Source organism: Pseudomonas sp. KB_12, from assembly GCF_052114545.1.
Classification (GTDB): Bacteria; Pseudomonadota; Gammaproteobacteria; order Pseudomonadales; family Pseudomonadaceae; genus Aquipseudomonas; species Aquipseudomonas brassicacearum.
In genome coordinates this window covers 91,719-109,909 of sequence record NZ_JBFREY010000014.1, presented here as the reverse complement: position 1 = coordinate 109,909, position 18,191 = coordinate 91,719, and the positions used below count along the sequence as shown (strand labels likewise).

The following is an 18,191-nucleotide window of genomic DNA, read 5'->3' as shown; positions in this document are numbered from 1 at the left end:
TGCAGGGCGAGCGCACTTCGTTCATTCACGCGAGGAGGATAGGTTTACATGAAAATTCTAATGGTCCTTACATCTCACGATCAGTTGGGCGACACCGGCAAGAAGACTGGATTCTGGCTGGAAGAATTCGCTGCTCCCTATTACGCGTTCGTCGACGTCAATGCGACGGTGACGCTTGCGTCTCCAAAGGGTGGGCAACCGCCACTGGACCCCAAGAGTGACGAAGAGGAGGCCCAGACCGATGCAACACGTCGCTTCGCGTCCGATGCCAAGGCCCAAGCGGCGTTGGCCAACACCGTGCCGCTGGCTGAGGCCGATCCCTATGCATTCGATGCCGTGTTTTATCCCGGAGGCCATGGGCCCCTGTGGGATCTCGCCGAGAACGCCGACTCCAAGACCCTCATCGAAGCGTTTTATGCTGCTAATAAACCCATCGCGGCCGTCTGCCACGCGCCCGGGGTGTTCAAGAACGTCAACGCACCGGATGGCGAGCCCGTGGTCAAGGGTAAAAAAGTGACCGGATTCACCAATTCCGAGGAGGAGGCGGTGGGGCTGACCCAGGTGGTTCCGTTTCTGGTGGAGGACATGCTCAAGGCCAAGGGCGGCGAGTATTCCAAAGGTGCTGATTGGGGAAGCTATGTGGTCGAGGATGAGCACCTGATCACGGGTCAGAATCCCGCTTCGTCCGAAGCTGCGGCCATTGCCCTGCTCAAGCGACTGAAGCAGGAACAGACGGGCTGAATCAACGTTGCAGGGCGGTCAACTCGGCCGCCTGATGACGGGGCTGGGAGAGCCAATAGCGGTGCGGACGATTAAGGCCCATGGTCGATTCCCGTCTATATAAGCTCACTGACCTGGCTCCATGTGATGTTGAATCGAGCCAGAAATTTTCGGATTCGATCGGAGTCGTTAGATGACGCCTTGGCTGATCGGGTATGTGAAAAGAGCTTGCGCCCCGCATCCGCCTGGCTTGCCGCGGTGCCGCATACCTTCAAGACCGACTCCAGTTGCAGGCGATCAAACAAGTCAATCTCAAGACCAGCATTAGCCAAGTGTTCCGACAGCGGGTCAGAGGCGGTCGGTATCCGCCAGTCCAGACGCAGTCGTTCCAGTTCATCCTCCACCAGCGCCATATCGATCCGGCCACTGTCAGCCAATGTGGCCATCCGGGTGATCGACGCAGAGAGTTGTCGGAAGTTTCCTGGCCAACTGGCATCTTTGCCGGTAGCAAAGGACACATATCGGCGCCGAGCTTCTGCATTGAAGCGAACCATTTGAGCATGATCCCTGGCATACCGCAGTAGTTCAAAATCGATGTTCGGCTCGATGTCCTCCCTCCGGTTGGCCAGTCCGGGCAGGACAAAGGTCCAAATGTTGATTCGGGCTAACAAGTCCTCGCGAAACAGGCCTTCGATAACGCGCGCTTGCAGATCACGATTAGTACCGGCGATCAGAGTGAAGTCAGACTCGACCTCTTTATCAGATCCCATCGGCAAGAACCTCTTCTCCTCAATCGCTTTCAGAAGCATTGCTTGCTCGTCGAGCGGTAACTCTCCAATCTCGTCGAGAAACAGAACGCCTTTGTGCGCCGAGCGCAGCAAGCCCTCTCGCGCCTGTTGAGCGCCGGTGAACGCACCTCTCGTGTGACCGAACAATGTCGACATCGCTGTATCACCACGTAACGTGGCGCAGTTCACCGCGACGAACGGGCCAACGATCTGGTGACGCCCCCGTTTGAGCTCGTAGACCTGCCGTGCCAGAAAGGACTTTCCCGCCCCCGTTGGGCCGCTGATCAAAATCGGCGCCCGGGATCGAACGGCGACCCGTTCGATCTGCTCTATCGTACGGTTGAAGGCCGCGTTGCGGGTCGCAATGCCAGACTTGAGCAGTTCTGTGCCTTCCAGGCGCTCAGCGTGGAATCGCTTCGCGATCTGGTCGTAGCGCTGAAGGTCGAGATCGGTAACAACGTGCTTGCCTGCCGGCGCCGAGTCATCATTGCGCAGGCCATTTGGCTGCGTCTGTATCAGTTTGGCAGGGACGTGCCGGGACTCGGCCAGCAGGAACCAGACGATCTGTTGAACATGGGTGCCCGTGGTGATGTGAACAAGATAATCCTCACTCGCTGTGTCAAAGGGGTAGTCCGCCGCAAAATCATGGAGCGAGGCATAAACCTCTTCGAAATCCCAGGCGTTTTGCATCGCCATGGTGTGCAGGCGGACCTCGGTCTCTGGTGACACCTGAGCAATATCAGCCGCTACCTTCAAGGCGAGATCGGTATCAAAGCGCGCTTGCCCGTGAATCAGTTCAAGGCGATCAATTACCAGGTCGGGCTGTTGGCACAGCGAGACAGTCGGACGCCATTTGTTCCAGCGCTGCTCACCCTTGCCAACTCGGTCGAGCTTGGAGCCTAGGATTCCAATGGCGACTGTCTTCTTGATCTGCATTGCGGAGTATCTCAAAAGATAGGTTGCGATAATAAATTATAGTTTTCTTGGCATGATCATGGATAGCACCGCTGCTTCACGATCTGTTCATTAGAATTTAAAACGTTAAATATCAATCAGATAGTGAAAATTCGCTCCGCCGGCCATAACGTTGGCATGCCGCTCGCTATGGAGCTCCCAAACAGAAAATCACAGGAGCGAAAATAATGACCACCCAAACCTTCGAGCTGCTTGAGGTCGAAAACGGCAAGCCCATCAAAATGTGGACCCGAGGCGTCCCGGTTGAGCCAGAAGCCAAGCAACAGTTGAGGAACACAGCGCAGATGCCATTCGTGTTCAAACACATGGCTGTCATGCCCGACGTTCATTTGGGGAAAGGCTCGACTATTGGGAGTGTGATTCCTACCAAAGGCGCGGTCATTCCGGCTGCCGTCGGGGTCGACCTCGGTTGCGGGATGTCGGCTGTGCGCACGTCGCTGCGCGCCGTCGATCTTCCCGACAGCCTATTCGGCCTGCGTACCGCCATCGAGAAGGCTGTTCCCCATGGACGCACTTCGGGGCGTAGCGGCCGAGATAAAGGGGCCTGGGAAACCGCCCCGGCGATTGTTGATCAAGCCTGGTCGGCGCTTGAGGGGCGTTTCAGCCTGATCACCGACAAGCATCCAAGCTTGGAAAAATCCAACAACCGCAAACACCTCGGAACACTGGGTACAGGGAACCACTTTGTGGAGGTGTGCCTGGACGAGACCGACCACGTGTGGATCATGCTGCACACCGGTTCCCGTGGCGTAGGCAACATGATCGGTACCTACTTCATCGAAAAGGCCCGCGAGGAAATGCGCAAGCACATGGTAAACCTGCCTGACCGGGACCTGGCCTACCTTCGAGAAGGCACCTCGAGCTTCGATGATTACGTTGAAGCTGTGGAGTGGGCCCAGGACTTCGCCAAGCAGAACCGCGCAGTCATGATGGTGGCGGTGTTGGACGCCGTACGATCGATTATCACCAAGCCTTTTGAGTCACGGCTGATCGCCGTCGACTGCCATCATAACTATGTGGAGCGGGGCACCTACTTTGGAGAAGACATTCTCCTCACCCGTAAAGGAGCCGTCTCTGCGCAGAAGGGGCAGATGGGGATCATCCCCGGGTCGATGGGCGCCAAGAGCTTCATCGTGCGCGGCCTGGGGAATGAGGAGGCATTCTGCAGTTGTTCACACGGTGCAGGCCGGGTGATGAGTCGTACCAAGGCCAAGGCGGTGTTCACTGTCGAGGATCAGGTGCGGGCGACCGCTCATGTGGAGTGCCGTAAGGATGAGGCTGTTATCGACGAGATACCGATGGCTTACAAGGACATCGATGCGGTGATGGCTGCCCAGCGCGACCTGGTTGAAGTGGTTCATACCCTGCGCCAAGTCGTATGCGTGAAGGGTTAACGTAATGCACCAGGATCTGATTCTGATCGACGGCACCCATGGAGGAGGGCAGGTGCTTCGTACGGCCCTCAGCCTCTCGATGATCACCGGGCGGGCATTCCGGATGACAGGAATACGCGGCAAACGCTCCCGCCCCGGATTGTTGCGTCAGCACCTGACCGCAGTACGAGCAGCGACTGAGATTTGTGGCGCCAGAACTGTTGGGGCGGAACTCAACTCGACAGCTATTGAGTTCCATCCCGCAAGCATAAAGAGCGGTGAGTATTCATTCGCGATCGGAACGGCGGGTAGCACGATGTTGGTATTGCAGACGTTGTTGCCTGCACTTTTGCAGGCTGACGGGCCGAGCACAGTCCGGATCACTGGCGGGACACATAATCCCGCGGCGCCGCCCTTCGAGTTCATACAGCACGCGTGGTTGCCATTGGTACGGCGTATGGGCGCGCAGGTGGAACTGGTGCTACTCAACTATGGTTTCGTCCCCGGCGGTGGGGGCCTGGTCGAAGCCACTATCAGACCTTCGCTCCTCAAACCGCTGGAGCTGGACGGAGGAATGGACCCCGTCACAATCATTTCGGCTGGAGCGCTGGTTTCAGCCATTCCTGTCTCGATTGGGAATCGAGAAGTCGATCGACTTTCGGCAAGGCTGAAGATCGAACGGCACGACCTCTCCGTGACCGACCTGGGCGACCGGGCGGGACCAGGGAATGCTGTGTCTATCACTGCCTTGAGGGCTGGAGTCATCGCAGTTTTCACCAGTATCGGCCAAGAACGAGTGCGCGCGGAGCAGATAGCGGACGTGGCGATAGACGAGTTCACCGCGTGGACCCAATCGAATACAGCCGTAGAAAACCACCTGGCAGATCAGATGATGTTGCCGATGGCAATTGCCGGCGCTGGCAAGCTGACAACGATGCGCCTGAGCAATCACATCCGAACGAACGCTGTTGTTATCCAGCAGTTCCTCGATATTGAAGTACGCCTCACTCAATCTTGTGATCAAGGGGGCGTTGTTGTTGAGCTTCATGCTCGTTAGGTTGGATTGATCACGCGCCGGTGAACGACACTCAGCCGTAAGCGCCTTCCACTGTAATTGCACGCATTGGAGAAAGCGAATGGACGGGAGTACGGCGTGATGGCCTTTTGATTTTGAGCAGATCCCGCTAGAATTCGTCCCCCTCTCTGTGAGCGGCGTTAGTCAAATTACGCAAGGAAGTCGATATGCAATTTGCAAAAGCCATAGGCCTCGCCTTGGCCTTGAGCCTGAGTGGATGCGCCAGTTTCACCAAAGATGAAGTAGCCCCCGTGAATCTGCCTTCAATGGCCAGCTACTCGAACAAGCCGAACGTCTATGTCGATTTCGATTTCTATCAGGGCGACCCCGACAATGCCAAGGCCACCGAGGTGCCGCAGGCTCGCGACATGCTCAAGCCCGACCTGAAGCGAACCTTCGATGAGTCAGGGCTTTTTGGGCGCGTGGTCTTTGACGAATTCCAGAAGCAACCAGGCGATTACAATCTTCGATTGAAGGTCTATAACCATGCGCCGGGCGGTGGGCAAATGGTCCTGGCGTTCCTCAGTGGCTTCACGTTCACGATCATTCCTGCGTTGGCAACCGACCAGTACACCATGAGCCTGGAAACCCTGGACGAGCAGGGCCAGCCGTTGGGCAAGGCCAGCAATCATGATGCGATCAACACCTGGATGGGCATCTGGTTCCTGCCCCTGGCAGGTAATACGCCCAAGGCGGCCATCACCGACACCTTCAACCGCCAGGTCAATGCGCTGTTGAAGAACTGGGTCGACAACAACCGCATAAAATACTCCGCTGTCGACACCCGCATTCCACGGGGCTGACACCGATAGAAAAAGAGCCGCAATCGCGGCTCTTTTTTTGATCACTTCAACGCTTGAGTGAACTGCGGGTCGTTGTACAAGCTCTTGAGCAGGTCTTGCACCATTGGGTTGTAGTTATTCGCGGCCGCCGGAATGGCGATCGGACCGAAGAAACTGCTGTCCCAATCACGCTGCACATCTTTAGTGGTTTCGTATAAAACCTGATCACCTTTACGCAGCGTGAAGCGCGCAGCCACTTCGCCATGGCCGCTGCTCATGCCTGCGGTGAGCTGGCTTTTGACCAACTGAACCTGCAGCTGCCGGTCAGCCCGAGGGTCCAACAGACCCGCCTGGCGGAGCTCATCGTTGATCGCGGCCTGGATGTGCAGTGGAACGCTGCCCTCGGGCGACGAAATCGGGTTCAGGCGCACCATCAGCGACCCTTGACCTGAATCCGCATTCACCTGCGTCTCGCGCAAGGGCTGCATAGGTGCATTTTTCTTGAGCTGCTGAACGTTCTGAAAGTTGGGTTCATAGCGGGTCATGGTCACACCACAACCTTGTAGCAGCAGCGCGCAGAACGGTAGAGCCAAGTAGAGCTTCTTCACAGCAAATCCTTATGTGCTTTTTTAGAAGGCGTGATTATCGATAGATGGCCCTGAGCTATCAAGGATGAGTTGAGGTTTACGGTGCACCCAAACATCTCAGCCGTATTGGCTGGCAGATCCAGCTGCGGTTTTAGGCTTTCTGGAACAGGTCAGCTGGTAAGCAATTGCCAACCATATGAACCACGCCGGCATGACCATCAACGCAATACGGGTGTCAGGTCTCAATGCCAGCAGACAAAGAACAAAGCTCAGAAACGCCAGGGAAAACCAGGCCATTGGCACGCCGCCAGGCATTTTGTAGGTCGATTTCGCATGCAACTCAGGCCGCTTTTTGCGATAGGCAATATACGACGCAAGGATGGTCGACCAAGTAAAAATCACCAGGATTGCCGATACGGTGGAAACAATGGTGAAGGCGGTCATCACTTCTGGAACGATGAAAAGCAACAGCACGCCCACGAGCATTAACAGCGTGGTAAAGGCCAGACTCAGCAGAGGCACGCTATTGCTCGACAGACGCCGAAAAATCCCCGGGGCGTTGTCCTGGTTGGCCAGTCCGAACAGCATGCGGCTAGACGAAAATACACCACTGTTGGCCGAGGAAGCGGCAGACGTCAGCACTACAAAGTTGACGATACCGGCTGCCGCGGGAAAACCTGCAACCAGGAACAGCTCGACGAAAGGGCTCTTGTTGGGCGAAACCTGTTGCCACGAAGTCACTGCAATAATGCAAGCCAGTGCCAGCACATAAAACAGGATGATTCGCAGCGGAATCGAGTTGATGGCTTTCGGCAGGGTTTTCTCGGGGTTGCGGGTTTCGGCGGCGGCGGTACCGATCAGTTCGGTGCCGGCAAATGAGAAGATCGCCATCTGGAAACCGGCAAAGAAACCGAACAGGCCGTTGGGGAAGGCCGCTTGTTTATCCAGCAGATGGTTCAGCGATGCAGTAACACCGCTGGGTGAGACAAAGGAGCTGGCAATCAGCACCATGCTGACGCCAATCAGGGTGATGACGGCAATGATCTTGATGATCGCGAACCAGAACTCCACTTCACCAAAAAGCCTGACCGTCAGCACATTCAAGGCGAACAGGGTCATCAGCATACCGATGGCCGGTATCCAGGCGGGTACATCGGGGAACCAATACTGAAAAAATCCGCCGACCACAACGCAATCGCCTATCACCGCCACGCTCCAACTCAGCCAATACGACCAGCCAAGAAAGAATGCCGCGCGCGGGCCGAGGTAGGCACCGGCAAAATCCGCGAAGGTTTTGAAGTTCAAGTTGGAGAGCAGCATTTCGCCCATGGCACGCATGACGAAATAAACGAACAGACCGATGATCATGTAGATAAGGATGATCGACGTGCCCGAGAGGGCGATGATCTTCCCGGAACCCATGAACAGGCCTGTACCGATGGCGCCTCCCATGGCCATTAACTGAATGTGACGATTGCTGAGGGTGCGCTGCAGCGCGGGCTGTTCAATCAGCCCTGAGGGAGTCGATTTCATTACAAAACCTCTTGATTTTATGTTTTTGAGTTTTGGCAGAAAAGTGGTGTCTTGCGTTTTTGTTAGAGATGCAACGGCTACTGACGGTGGTTTGTGGATAGCGAGATTTGCCGCGTACCCACAGTGGTGCGTAGCCCCTTGGCACTTTGCTCAGGGGCATCGCCTAGGGTTTTCAGCTCACTGTGCGCAGGCGTGAGGGGACGATTGCTGGCTGCTGGTCCAGGATCTGGTAGAGGTCTTTTATGTTGGCAGGCCTCGGCACCAGATGGATGTGCTCACCGATTGCATGCTCTTGGGCCAGGTCTAGCACGTAGCGCAGTGACGAAAAGTCTTCGAGGGCAAAACCGACCGAATCGAACACGGTGACCTGCGCGTCGTTCTCGCGACCCTTGATTTCGCCCTGAACAATCCGGAAAAACTCGACGACGGGAAAGTCGGCTTCCAATTGCTGGATGTCACCCTCAATCCGGGTCTGAGGTTCAAATTCAACGATGACCCGGGCATTGCGCAAGATCTCGGCGTGCAGCTCGGTTTTCCCCGGACAGTCACCCCCTACGGCATTGATATGCATGCCGGGCTCGATCATCTCGGGCGTCAGGATCGTTGCGTAGGCTTTATCTGCAGTGACCGTGGTGACGATGTCTGCGCCCTTGACCGCTTCTTGCACCGAGCCGGCCAGGATCACTTCAAGATCCGGGAACGCGGCCAGGTTGCGCTTCAACTTAAGCGAGGCGTCGCGATCGATATCGAATATGCGCAGTTCCTTGATCGATAGCATTTCGTGAAAGGCGAGGGCCTGAAATTCGCTTTGGGCGCCATTGCCGATGATTGCCATGATGCGGGCATCCGGGCGCGCCAGGGACTTCGCGACCAAGGCGGAGGTCGCCGCAGTGCGCACAGCGGTGGTCAGCGTCAGTTCACTGAGCAGGGTTGGATAGCCGCTGTGGACATCGGCCAGGACACCGAAGGCCATGACCGTCAGCAAGTTGCTTTGACCGTTGTCCGGATGACCATTGACGTATTTGAACGAGTACTGCTGGCCATCGTCGGTCGGCATCAGCTCGATCACACCCTTGGCCGAATGATTGGCGGTGCGAGGCGACTTATCAAACTGCGCCCAACGTGAATAATCAGCTTCGATGTAACCCGCCATTTCGCGGATTGCGCGACGGATGCCCACCGTGGCGAACAGGCGTGCGGCATGATCGACGTCTATGAAAAGAGTCATGTTTTTATTCTCCGGTTCAGTAGTAACAACGTTGCGGGGCAGGGGACGGCTCAGCTGCGTTTGCTCTCGAAACCATGCAACACATTGACTGCATTGATTCCGATTTCATCGACCATGTAGCCGCCTTCCATCACGAACAGAGTGGGGCAGCCCACACCCGCTATCAGCTCGCCGATGCCGATGAAATCTTCGCTTTCCAGCAGGAAGTGGCTGATGGGGTCGTCCTTGAACGTGTCGACGCCGAGTGAAATAACCAGTACTTCAGGGGCGAATTGCTGAAGTTTCCTGCAGGCGTGGAGCAGGGCATTGCGATAGCTTTCCCAAGTGGTGTTTTTCGGCAACGGGTAGTTGAGGTTGTAACCTTCGCCATGGCCGGCGCCGACTTCGTGACTGAAGCCTGAGTAGTACGGATAAGACACCGCAGGTTCGCCGTGCAGCGACACGAACATGACGTCACTGCGTTCGTAGAAGATGTTTTGGGTGCCGTTGCCATGATGGAAGTCGACGTCCAGTACCGCGACACGTTTCGCGCCTTGAGTGATGGCCTGTTGTGCGGCAATGGCGGCGTTATTGAGATAGCAATAACCCCCCATGTATTCACGCGCTGCGTGATGGCCGGGCGGACGGCACAGGGCGAAGGCACTGTCGTGGCCTTCATCGATCAGCGCCAGGCCGGTGAGGGCGATGTCTGCGCTGGTCTTTACGGCTTGCCATGTGGTCGCGGTAATCGGCGAACCGGCATCCATGGCGAAGAAGCCGAGCTTTCCGTCGATGAAAGTCGGGACTTGATCGTTGGACAAATCGCGCACTGGCCACACCAGCGGCAAGGCGTCGTGGGTACGCCCGGTCGCACACCATTCGGACCATGCGCTTTCAAGAAAGCTGACGTAGCGCTCGCTGTGCGCATTGACGTAACACGACCGGTCAAATGCCCGTGGTTCGACGATCTGGCCAAGGCCTACCTGCTTGACTCGATCATGTACGGTATCGGCCCGGCTGGGCTGTTCGAACGACGGCTTGAGCACACCGTCCTTCAATTCGGTGCCGTGGTGCAAACGGTGGGAATCACTGAAAACTGTAAACATTCTGCGCATCCGTTAATGTGAGCCAGTGCAAATATTCTGTTCTGGACTGGATGCGCTTTCTTTGCTTTATATTCGTGGTTTGCTAGATTTTTCGGGCGTTTTTACTCAGGAATTGCGAAATGCAGAAAAAATCATCCAAACGCATCAGCCTCGACGAGACGGACCTGGCGATACTCACATTGCTGCAAGATGATGCGAGCATTTCCAACGCCGAGCTCAGTGAGCGCCTGTCATTAAGCCTCACGCCTTGCTGGCGCCGGCGTAAGCGAATGGAGGAATCGGGCGTGATCAAGGGCTATCAGGCCAACCTTGATCGACGCATGTTGGGGTTGGATATCATGGCGTTCGTGCACATCCGTTTTTCCACCCACGCCGATCACGCTCCCGACGCCTTCGAGGCGGTGATTGCGCAATTGCCTGAAGTGTTGTCTTGCCACAAGATCACCGGGGATGCCGACTACGTGCTGCAAGTGTTGGCAGAGGATCTTGATAGCTACAGTGATTTTATCGAGCAGGTGCTCAGGCGCCAGGTGGGCATTGCATCCATTCAGTCGAGCCTGGCGCTGCGCGAGGTCAAGACCAGTAGCCGTATTGCGATACCCAAATCGAGCAAGGAGTGAGTGGGTTGACGATTTTCTCCTCTGCACAACTTTTACACTTAGCTGACGGGGCTAAGCTCATTGAAAAGAAGAGGGTGGAAATCAAATAGAAAATCGCCAACTTACGAAGCATTTATCGGTATCTGGATGAAGAGYGTAAAAACCTCAAGGCCAGTGCTGCCAGGCAACTTGAGCTTCAGCGGTTGAACAACTCGTCCCGCTCAACTGTCAGCGTCTAGAACCGGCAGCTGCAACCGTAAGCGTGTCAGATTCGCTTCGTCATCAATCTCCAGCTCCAAGCTTCCTTTCTGGGCTTCAGCTAGTAATTTTGCTGAGTAGGTACCAAGCCCCGTACCGCCAGATTTGCCGTTGCTTGCGTATTTTTCGAAAAACCGTGAGCGAAATTCTACGGGTACAGCTGGCTGGTTCTCCATTACCAATTCGATATGCTCGGCAGGTATCAATGTCAGCCGCACGCGGCTTTTCTCAGGAGCCGCCTCGCAGGCATTCTTCAGCAGGTTGTTCAGTAGAGAAAAGCACAGCAATTCGTCTCCACTGGCTAGCACCGGTGTTGATTCGTTGGTGTGTTCCGTCACGACCTCGATGGTCAGTTTTTTTGCCTGATAGGTCAGCCTGGCCGATTCGCATAGGCGCCGTACCAGGGGCAACAGTTCGACCGCGACCGGCTTAAGTTCGAAACTACCGGTCTCGATTTTGTAGATGTCGCCAGCCATGTCGATCATTCCTAGCAGGTTCTGGCTGTCGGTTTCCAGGCTTTGCAATATTTGCAACTGGCGCGGCAGCAGATTGCCGCCATCAAGCAGGCTGCGGGCCAAGCCGAGGATATTGCACAGCGGCGCCTTCAGATCATGACGTGAAATACAGCTGGCCTCCTCGCGCAAGCGTTCCAGCTCCAGCATGGTGTCGTATTCCTGCTGTAGAGCGTTGCGCTGTTCGACCAGGCGCAACAGATTGCTCACCCGAAGGTGTAGCGACTTGGGATCGATCGGCTTACTGACAAAATCCACTGCGCCCAGCTCCAACCCGCGTAGCTGGGCTGCCGGATCGCTCATGGCGGTGATAAAGATGATCGGGATGCGGCTAGCGCTGGGATGGCTGCGCAGGTGCTGGGCCAGCTCGAAACCATCCATGTTCGGCATCATTACATCCAGCAGAAGAAGATCTGGCGGGGTCTCGGAAGTACAGATGGCCAACGCACGGCGTCCGTCGCGCGCTGCCAGTATGCGGTACTCGTCCTGAAACAACCCGGCAATCAGCGCTAGGTTGTCCGGTACGTCATCGACAACCAGCAATGTCGGACGGTATTCCTCCTTTGACTCTTGAGTTGGTTCAGCAATTACTGGTGATGAATGCAGCCGAGGACGGTGGGTCATTGCACGCGTTATGCGCTGCGAAAGGTCGTTGGCGGTAAAGGGCTTGATAAGAATGTTGCTGACCCCGGCAGCGATGGCTTCGGTGATTTGGGAGCGGGAGCTCTCTGCGGTAATCATGATGAAAGGCAGCATGGCCAACTTGGGGTCACTGCGGACCTTGCGCAACAGGGTGAGGCCATCCATGACTGGCATGTTCCAGTCGGAAAGAATGACGTCGACCTTACGCGTCCTTAGTAGCGCGAATGCCTCTTTACCATTGGCGGCGGTTAGTATGTGTCGTGCCCCCAAGCGCTCTAGTTGGCTACTGTTGACTCTGCGCATGGTGTCTGCGTCGTCGACGACTAAGAATACGGTATCGGCGGTGATCATAACGCCTGGAGCTCCAAGTAGAAGGATGGGGCAACGCCAGTCAGGTGCCTTTAGCTGACTCTCCCAGCAGCAATTCCGGGGCTCGGTCGAAGTCAAACAGCCCGTTATCGATAAGACAGGTCAAGACCGCCAGGATTGGCGCCAAGCAGTACTGCACCTGGATCAATAAGGAATCTGAAAGAAAGGTTAGACCAGTATTAGGAGCGTAGGAGGCTCGTACCGCCGAGTACGCAATCTTGTTGCGGCGACTCAAAACTGTCCGACCGTCAAGCTGAGTGGTCTCGGATCCCTGGCTGGCCGAGCAACTGCGTCGGATCGTCAGGCACGCCGAGCAGTTCGATGTCGACCAAGCCTTGGAGCTGTTGGAGAACCTGACCTGATATCTTGAACATAAATCGTGCCTGTACTGCTAGTGCTGGGCCTGTGGCCGCTGCAGGATTGCGCCTGAGTCTTTGGAGGTGTTAAAGCTTTCCAGCACCGCCTGTGCGCTCATCGGTTTGCCCAGTAGGTAACCCTGCAAGATGTCGCAACCCAGCTCTGTAAGCATCTCTTGTTGTTCAGAGGTTTCCACACCCTCGGCGACGATCCTCAGGCCCAGCGTTTTGCCAAGCGCCACTATCGCCGAAACGATGGCCGCGTCGTCGTTGTTTTTAGCCAGTTCGGTGATGAAGCCTCGGTCGATCTTCAGCTCATTGGCTGGTAGGCGCTTGAGGTAAAGCAGGCTGGAATATCCGGTACCGAAGTCGTCAATGGAAATACTTACTCCCAGCGATGACAACTGATCGAGGACGATCAGCGCGGCTTCCGCGTCGCGCATGGCAGTAGACTCGGTTACCTCCAGGGTCAGAAAGCGAGGTGGCAGACCGTTGCTTTGCAGTGCTGTACGCACGATGTCAACCAGTCCTGCATTGGCCAATTGTACCGTCGATAGATTGACCGCAATATTCCAGCCTTCTTTACCTAGGGCGTGCCATTCGGCCATCTGCCGACAGGCTTCATTTATTACCCAATTCCCGATTGGCACTATCAGCCCAGTTCGTTCGGCCAGGGGCAAAAAGCGGTCGGGCGGCACTAGGCCCCAGTTTGGACTGTTCCATCGCAACAGGGCCTCAACACCCGTCATAGGGCCGTCGGGAGCAATCATTTTCGGCTGGTAGTGCAGGACGAACTCATTCTGCTCGAGGGCCTTGCGTAGATCCTGCTGCAACTGCAGTTGCTGGTGGGCATTGATATTCATGGTTCTTTCGAAGAAACAGTAGCAGTTTCGACCTTGTTCTTTAGCGTGATACATGGCGGCATCAGCGTTGACCATAAGCTCATGCTCGGTATGACCATCGACTGGAAAAATGGCAATACCAATGCTTGTGGAAACATGTACTGTCTGCCGCCCCAAGACGAATGGAGCCTTGATATCTTCCACCAGGCGTTGGGCGAGAGCCGCAGCGTCATCCGGCTCGGCGAGGTCAATCAGCAGTACGAATTCGTCGCCCCCTAAGCGCGCGCCCGTATCTTCGCCGCGCTTGGCATTATTGATACGCGTAGCCACTTCTACCAGCAACTGGTCGCCGGTGTGATGGCCGTAGGTATCGTTCACCATTTTGAATCCGTCCAAGTCCATGAACAGCACGGCAAACTGGCTCTTTTGCCGGGCGGCTTTCTGAATCGCCTGCTCAAGGCGGTCGTTGAGTAGGATGCGATTGGGCAGACGTGTCAGATTGTCGTGCAGGGCCAGTTCCACTAGCTCACTGTTGGCGCGATCAAGGGAGTTGGCCAGTAGGCTGGTACGGACGTCGAGCATCGAGATAATCAGGGCAATTGCGCAGACGGCCAAGGTGACCAGAATCACCAGCACCACCAGCCATTTACTATCGATACCTGTGTTGACCGCACCGCATACACTACCCAGTGGGAATTTTGCTGCTGACATGCCTGTGTAGTGCATTCCGACAATGGCGCAACCCATCACCAGGGAGGAGCAGAGGCGCGCGCGATTGATGTACTTGCCTTCTCCGCGCAGGCGGAAGGCTATCCATAGCGCCGCTCCGGAGGCGAGGATGGCGATCAGCACCGACAGTACAAACAGCGACGGAACGTATTCCACCACGGGATTCATCAGCAGCGCCGCCATGCCGGTATAGTGCATGGCTGCAATGCCGATCCCCATCAACACCGCGCCCACCAGCAGCCAGGACAGCGGCATTTCCTTTTGGCATACCAGCCAAAGGGCGAAGGCCGAGGAGGCGATGGCGATCACCAGCGATAGGCCAGTGAGGGTCAAGTCATAGCCCAATTCGATGGGCAGTTGGAAGGCCAGCATACCGATAAAATGCATTGACCAGATGCCGGTGCCCATGGCGAATGAACCACCAGCCAGCCAAAGTGCCGAGGCTTTTCCTTGGGTGCGCGTGACACGACCAGCCATGTTCAGCGCAGTATAGGAGGCCAAGATCGCGACAATCAGGGATAGCAGGACATATAGTCCGTTATAACTGCTTACAAGCATTGAAACTCCGAAAGTGTAGTCCAGCTCTTTTAGTTATCGGCGGCACGGAAAATTTCTGAAGGAATCAGCTTTGGTGTAGTGGCCTGTCAAAGTTGCCTGCGAAAGGTAAGCGTTCAGGCAATACACGCTGCTCACCAGTACTCTATTTTGATCAAGGTGATGTGCTCGCCGAATTTAAATTTACCAGGCCCTGAAAGAATCATGCCGCTTGACAAATCGACGCTCATCGAGCGTGTAACTTCTGCTTTTGAGAGGAGGGAAGGGTGCATCATGCGTGCTCAACGCTACTATAGATGACTCACTTGTTCCGATCCCCCAAACGGCCTAGACGAACTAGATCAATTCCACCTTCGATGTAATCCTCTAATGCATCTATGTCCATGGGGCGACCAAATAAATATCCCTGATAGTTATGGCAACCAATAACAGCCAGCATGTCATGCTGTGCTCGTGTTTCAACCCCCTCGGCAATGACCGACAAGTTCATACTGTTTGCCAATGCGACCACCGTCTTGGCGATCGCAGCGTCGTTTGGGTCCACTAGGATATCGCGTACAAATCCCTGGTCGATCTTGAGTTGGTCCAGCGGCAGGCGCTTGAGATACGACAGGGAGGAGTAACCGGTGCCAAAGTCGTCCAGCGAAAAGCCAACACCGATGGATTTCAGCGCATTCATCTTGGCAATCACATCCTCGACGTTGGAGACCAGCATACTCTCCGTAATTTCCAACTTGAGACGATGAGGATTGGCACCGCTGCGATTGAGTACAGACCGTATTTGTTCGACAAAGTCATCCTGATTAAACTGTCGAGTACTGACGTTGACGGCGATGGTCAGGTGCGAGAATCCGGATCTCTCTGCCCATACCGCCAACTGCTGACAGGCCATTATCAATACCTGCTGGCCTAGCGGAAAAATCAAGCCAGTCGCCTCTGCCAGTGGAATGAACTCTGCCGGAGAAATCATGCCGTCGCGCAGGCTTTTCCAGCGCACTAACGCTTCCACGCCTGTAATGCGACCTTCATCCGTGACCTGCGGTTGATAGTGCAACAGGATCCGGTGTTGCTTGATGGCCTCGCGCAAACCATCCTCAAGCGTGATTCGCGCGCTGACGATCGCCTGCATTTTGGGGTCGAAAAAGCGCAAGACGTTGCGTCCGCACGCTTTGGCCTGGTACATGGCCAACTCGGCGCGTTTCAAGGGCTCGCTTGCATCCTCATTCTGCTCGCCAAACAGAGTAATGCCGATACTGCAGGTTCGGTGCAGTGTAGAGGTACACAGCTGATAAGGCTGCCCGATCTCCAGCAGCGTTTTTTTGCCAATGTTTTCAGCATGGCTCGCCGCCGCCTGCGGATGGGTGCTCTGGTTCTCCAAAATAAAAGCGAATTTGTCACCCCCAAGGCGGGCGACGGTGTCGCCCTCCCGTACACAGCGCCTCAATCGTTGGGCGATTTCATTCAGGAATAAGTCACCCTGGCCGTGGCCCAAGGTTTCGTTGATGGACTTGAAATCATCAAGGTCGACAAACATCAATGCGCCTATCCATTGATGGCGAGCACTCGAAATCAATGCTTGTTCCAGCCGATCCATAAAGAGTCGGCGATTTGGAAGCCCCGTGAGCTGGTCAGAGAACGATAGTTTCTGGATCTGTTGCTCGGCAGCCTTTCGGTCACTGATGTCCCGGATGATCGCTTGAATGCACAGAGTGTCATCCAGAGTCATAACGTGCGCCGAAACCAGACCGGGCCACGTGCGGCCATCCTTGCTTACAAATTCAGCTTCACGATCAATGAAATATTCATTTTGCTGCAAGAGACGAACCGACGTATGACGCTCTTCCGGATAGCGCCAGATATCGATGTCAAAAACCGTTTTGCCAGTAGTATCCTCCCTCGTCCAGCCAAATACGGGTGTAAATCCGTCATTGACCTCAAGAATTCGCCCATCCTCAAGGCAGGTGATGAATTGACTATCCGGGCTGGTGCGAAACGCGGTACGAAAGAGCTCCATTTTTTTCGCCCTACGCGATTCAGTTTCACGTCTGTAGCTGGTGCGCGTGAAAACAAGAATAACCAGGGTGAAAACGGCCAGTAGTAAAAGCGTTATATCCACTTCCTTTCGCCAGGGAACAAGAAAGTCGTCGGTGCTCTTTGCGACGAAAATATAGAGAGGATAATTCGCAATTTTTCGATAGGTGTAGAGTCGCTCGATGCCGTCTACTGGGGTAACTGCGGTGTAGCTCCCAGCCTCCGGGGACGATCGAGTCGCTTCTGTAGCCTTGGCTGAAACCAACTTGGCGCCAACTTGCCCGCTTTCATTGGCTACTGTCGGATACCGGACGATGAGCGCCATTTCATCATCACGAATAGCAATGACCCCGTGCTTTCCAATCTCAATAGTGGAAAACATGTTGCTGAAATATTCCATCATGCGCAACGAACCCAGCGCCACACCTGCAAAGGAGCCATCAGCGTTGTTGATGCGTCGGGACAGGAGGACCGACCAGTTTTTTGTGGAGCGTCCTATCACAGGCTTGGATACCACCATTCCGAGATGCGAATTCTCATGCAGGCGCTGGAAATACTCTCGATCGGTTATATTCGTTATTTTGCCGGCGGTCATTATTGTTCCCCAGGGAACATCACCTTTCTCATCCGCCACCCACAGCCCTTCGCAGTCCCGAATCTGCGCCTGCTGCTGTGTTAGAAACCCGTTCAGCAACGCCCCATTGATGCCTCCGGCAGCCATTTGCCGTTCTACTTCGCTGGTTATAGCAAACAGGCCGACGTCAACTTTATCAAGGACGCCGGAAACGTTGATTGCCAAGGATCGCGCCAGGTTCTCCGTTGTGGTCACCGCTTGAAGCTCATGCTGGTGTTTGCTCTGGTAGAGCGCCAACCCCGCCAGCGCATAGACAAACAAAATGATGGAAGCAATACCTGCCGTAAGTCGGACCGCTAAAGAATGTGATGGCCACTGCATAATGAAGTCTCGACAAAACCAATTGAGGGCGTAGCGGGACTCTTCGTAGGTTAGTCGGTCAGGAAATACTTGCGTCGAAAAAAATTGACTGCTCGGACGAGATTTTTCGTAGCAACATGCAAGATGGATGCTTTCCAAATCCTCCACGGATAGACATTTTGCGCGTGGTCGTCATTACCCTTAACTTGAGTTGCGCC

General features: G+C 55.2%; 13 protein-coding genes and 1 pseudogene. 6 read left to right on the top strand and 8 right to left on the bottom strand.

The genetic code is table 11. The features are described from left to right. The first annotated feature begins 48 nt into the window (after positions 1-48). Positions 49-741 (top strand): type 1 glutamine amidotransferase domain-containing protein, encoded by a 693-nt coding sequence (locus tag AB4Z20_RS13705; RefSeq protein WP_442090100.1) that lies wholly within the window; start codon positions 49-51, stop codon positions 739-741. Positions 742-836: 95 nt separating this feature from the next. Here AB4Z20_RS13705 and rtcR read toward each other — a convergent pair whose 3' ends face one another. Next, the gene (gene rtcR / locus AB4Z20_RS13700; protein ID WP_442090099.1) at positions 837-2,444 is read right to left on the bottom strand and encodes an RNA repair transcriptional activator RtcR; all 1,608 of its coding nucleotides are present in this window, start codon (positions 2,442-2,444) and stop codon (positions 837-839) included. 206 nt (positions 2,445-2,650) lie between these two features. Here rtcR and AB4Z20_RS13695 point away from each other — a divergent pair, with 206 nt between their 5' ends. The 3 genes from AB4Z20_RS13695 to AB4Z20_RS13685 all read left to right on the top strand — a co-directional run bounded on the left by AB4Z20_RS13695 (position 2,651) and on the right by AB4Z20_RS13685 (position 5,734). Further along, positions 2,651-3,877 carry an RtcB family protein gene (locus AB4Z20_RS13695; RefSeq protein WP_442090098.1) on the top strand — a complete coding sequence of 409 codons (1,227 nt, stop codon included), beginning with the start codon at positions 2,651-2,653 and terminating at the stop codon, positions 3,875-3,877. Between the two features lie 4 nt (positions 3,878-3,881). Beyond that, a complete protein-coding gene (rtcA, locus tag AB4Z20_RS13690; RefSeq protein WP_442090097.1) occupies positions 3,882-4,913 on the top strand; it encodes an RNA 3'-terminal phosphate cyclase in 1,032 nt (343 codons plus the stop codon). A 185-nt stretch (positions 4,914-5,098) separates the two neighbouring features. After that, positions 5,099-5,734 carry a hypothetical protein gene (locus AB4Z20_RS13685; protein WP_214510409.1) on the top strand — a complete coding sequence of 212 codons (636 nt, stop codon included), beginning with the start codon at positions 5,099-5,101 and terminating at the stop codon, positions 5,732-5,734. Between the two features lie 41 nt (positions 5,735-5,775). Here the strand turns inward: AB4Z20_RS13685 and AB4Z20_RS13680 are convergent, their stop codons facing one another. The 4 genes from AB4Z20_RS13680 to AB4Z20_RS13665 all read right to left on the bottom strand — a co-directional run bounded on the left by AB4Z20_RS13680 (position 5,776) and on the right by AB4Z20_RS13665 (position 10,146). Next, positions 5,776-6,321 (bottom strand): hypothetical protein, encoded by a 546-nt coding sequence (locus AB4Z20_RS13680; RefSeq protein ID WP_024618963.1) that lies wholly within the window; start codon positions 6,319-6,321, stop codon positions 5,776-5,778. Positions 6,322-6,417: 96 nt separating this feature from the next. Then, a complete protein-coding gene (locus tag AB4Z20_RS13675) occupies positions 6,418-7,833 on the bottom strand; it encodes an amino acid permease (RefSeq protein WP_253474819.1) in 1,416 nt (471 codons plus the stop codon). A 172-nt stretch (positions 7,834-8,005) separates the two neighbouring features. Beyond that, entirely contained in the window at positions 8,006-9,061 is a 1,056-nt protein-coding gene (locus AB4Z20_RS13670; protein ID WP_442090096.1) for an ornithine cyclodeaminase, read from the bottom strand. 50 nt (positions 9,062-9,111) lie between these two features. After that, on the bottom strand, positions 9,112-10,146 hold the full coding sequence (locus AB4Z20_RS13665; RefSeq protein WP_253474824.1) for a histone deacetylase family protein: 1,035 nt from the start codon (positions 10,144-10,146) through the stop codon (positions 9,112-9,114). A gap of 119 nt (positions 10,147-10,265) precedes the next feature. Between AB4Z20_RS13665 and AB4Z20_RS13660 the strand changes: the two genes are divergently transcribed. Both AB4Z20_RS13660 and AB4Z20_RS13655 read left to right on the top strand, forming a co-directional pair. After that, positions 10,266-10,766, top strand: coding sequence for an Lrp/AsnC family transcriptional regulator (locus AB4Z20_RS13660; RefSeq protein WP_442090095.1), 501 nt, complete (start codon positions 10,266-10,268; stop codon positions 10,764-10,766). Between the two features lie 26 nt (positions 10,767-10,792). Continuing rightward, positions 10,793-10,984, top strand: a pseudogene (locus AB4Z20_RS13655) (MerR family transcriptional regulator); the annotation flags it as partial. On the opposite strand, the gene AB4Z20_RS13650 reads toward AB4Z20_RS13655, so the two are convergent. From AB4Z20_RS13650 to AB4Z20_RS13640, 3 genes are all read right to left on the bottom strand, one after another. Next, positions 10,967-12,508 carry an ATP-binding response regulator gene (locus AB4Z20_RS13650; protein WP_253474826.1) on the bottom strand — a complete coding sequence of 514 codons (1,542 nt, stop codon included), beginning with the start codon at positions 12,506-12,508 and terminating at the stop codon, positions 10,967-10,969. The pseudogene AB4Z20_RS13655 and the gene AB4Z20_RS13650 overlap by 18 nt on opposite strands. Positions 12,509-12,917: 409 nt before the next feature. Next, positions 12,918-15,011: a putative bifunctional diguanylate cyclase/phosphodiesterase gene (locus tag AB4Z20_RS13645; RefSeq protein WP_253474829.1), complete on the bottom strand. Its 2,094-nt coding sequence runs from the start codon at positions 15,009-15,011 to the stop codon at positions 12,918-12,920. A 298-nt stretch (positions 15,012-15,309) separates the two neighbouring features. Then, positions 15,310-17,994: a bifunctional diguanylate cyclase/phosphodiesterase gene (locus AB4Z20_RS13640; RefSeq protein WP_442090094.1), complete on the bottom strand. Its 2,685-nt coding sequence runs from the start codon at positions 17,992-17,994 to the stop codon at positions 15,310-15,312. Positions 17,995-18,191 lie beyond the last annotated feature (197 nt).

Bases quoted from the DNA above. Each gene is read 5' to 3' on its own strand.
- AB4Z20_RS13705 (WP_442090100.1), top strand. From the start codon at position 49: ATGAAAATTCTAATGGTCCTTACATCTCACGATCAGTTGGGCGACACC.
- rtcR (WP_442090099.1), bottom strand. From the start codon at position 2,444: ATGCAGATCAAGAAGACAGTCGCCATTGGAATCCTAGGCTCCAAGCTC.
- AB4Z20_RS13695 (WP_442090098.1), top strand. From the start codon at position 2,651: ATGACCACCCAAACCTTCGAGCTGCTTGAGGTCGAAAACGGCAAGCCC.
- rtcA (WP_442090097.1), top strand. From the start codon at position 3,882: ATGCACCAGGATCTGATTCTGATCGACGGCACCCATGGAGGAGGGCAG.
- AB4Z20_RS13685 (WP_214510409.1), top strand. From the start codon at position 5,099: ATGCAATTTGCAAAAGCCATAGGCCTCGCCTTGGCCTTGAGCCTGAGT.
- AB4Z20_RS13675 (WP_253474819.1), bottom strand. From the start codon at position 7,833: ATGAAATCGACTCCCTCAGGGCTGATTGAACAGCCCGCGCTGCAGCGC.
- AB4Z20_RS13670 (WP_442090096.1), bottom strand. From the start codon at position 9,061: ATGACTCTTTTCATAGACGTCGATCATGCCGCACGCCTGTTCGCCACG.
- AB4Z20_RS13665 (WP_253474824.1), bottom strand. From the start codon at position 10,146: ATGTTTACAGTTTTCAGTGATTCCCACCGTTTGCACCACGGCACCGAA.
- AB4Z20_RS13660 (WP_442090095.1), top strand. From the start codon at position 10,266: ATGCAGAAAAAATCATCCAAACGCATCAGCCTCGACGAGACGGACCTG.
- AB4Z20_RS13650 (WP_253474826.1), bottom strand. From the start codon at position 12,508: ATGATCACCGCCGATACCGTATTCTTAGTCGTCGACGACGCAGACACC.
- AB4Z20_RS13645 (WP_253474829.1), bottom strand. From the start codon at position 15,011: ATGCTTGTAAGCAGTTATAACGGACTATATGTCCTGCTATCCCTGATT.
- AB4Z20_RS13640 (WP_442090094.1), bottom strand. From the start codon at position 17,994: ATGCAGTGGCCATCACATTCTTTAGCGGTCCGACTTACGGCAGGTATT.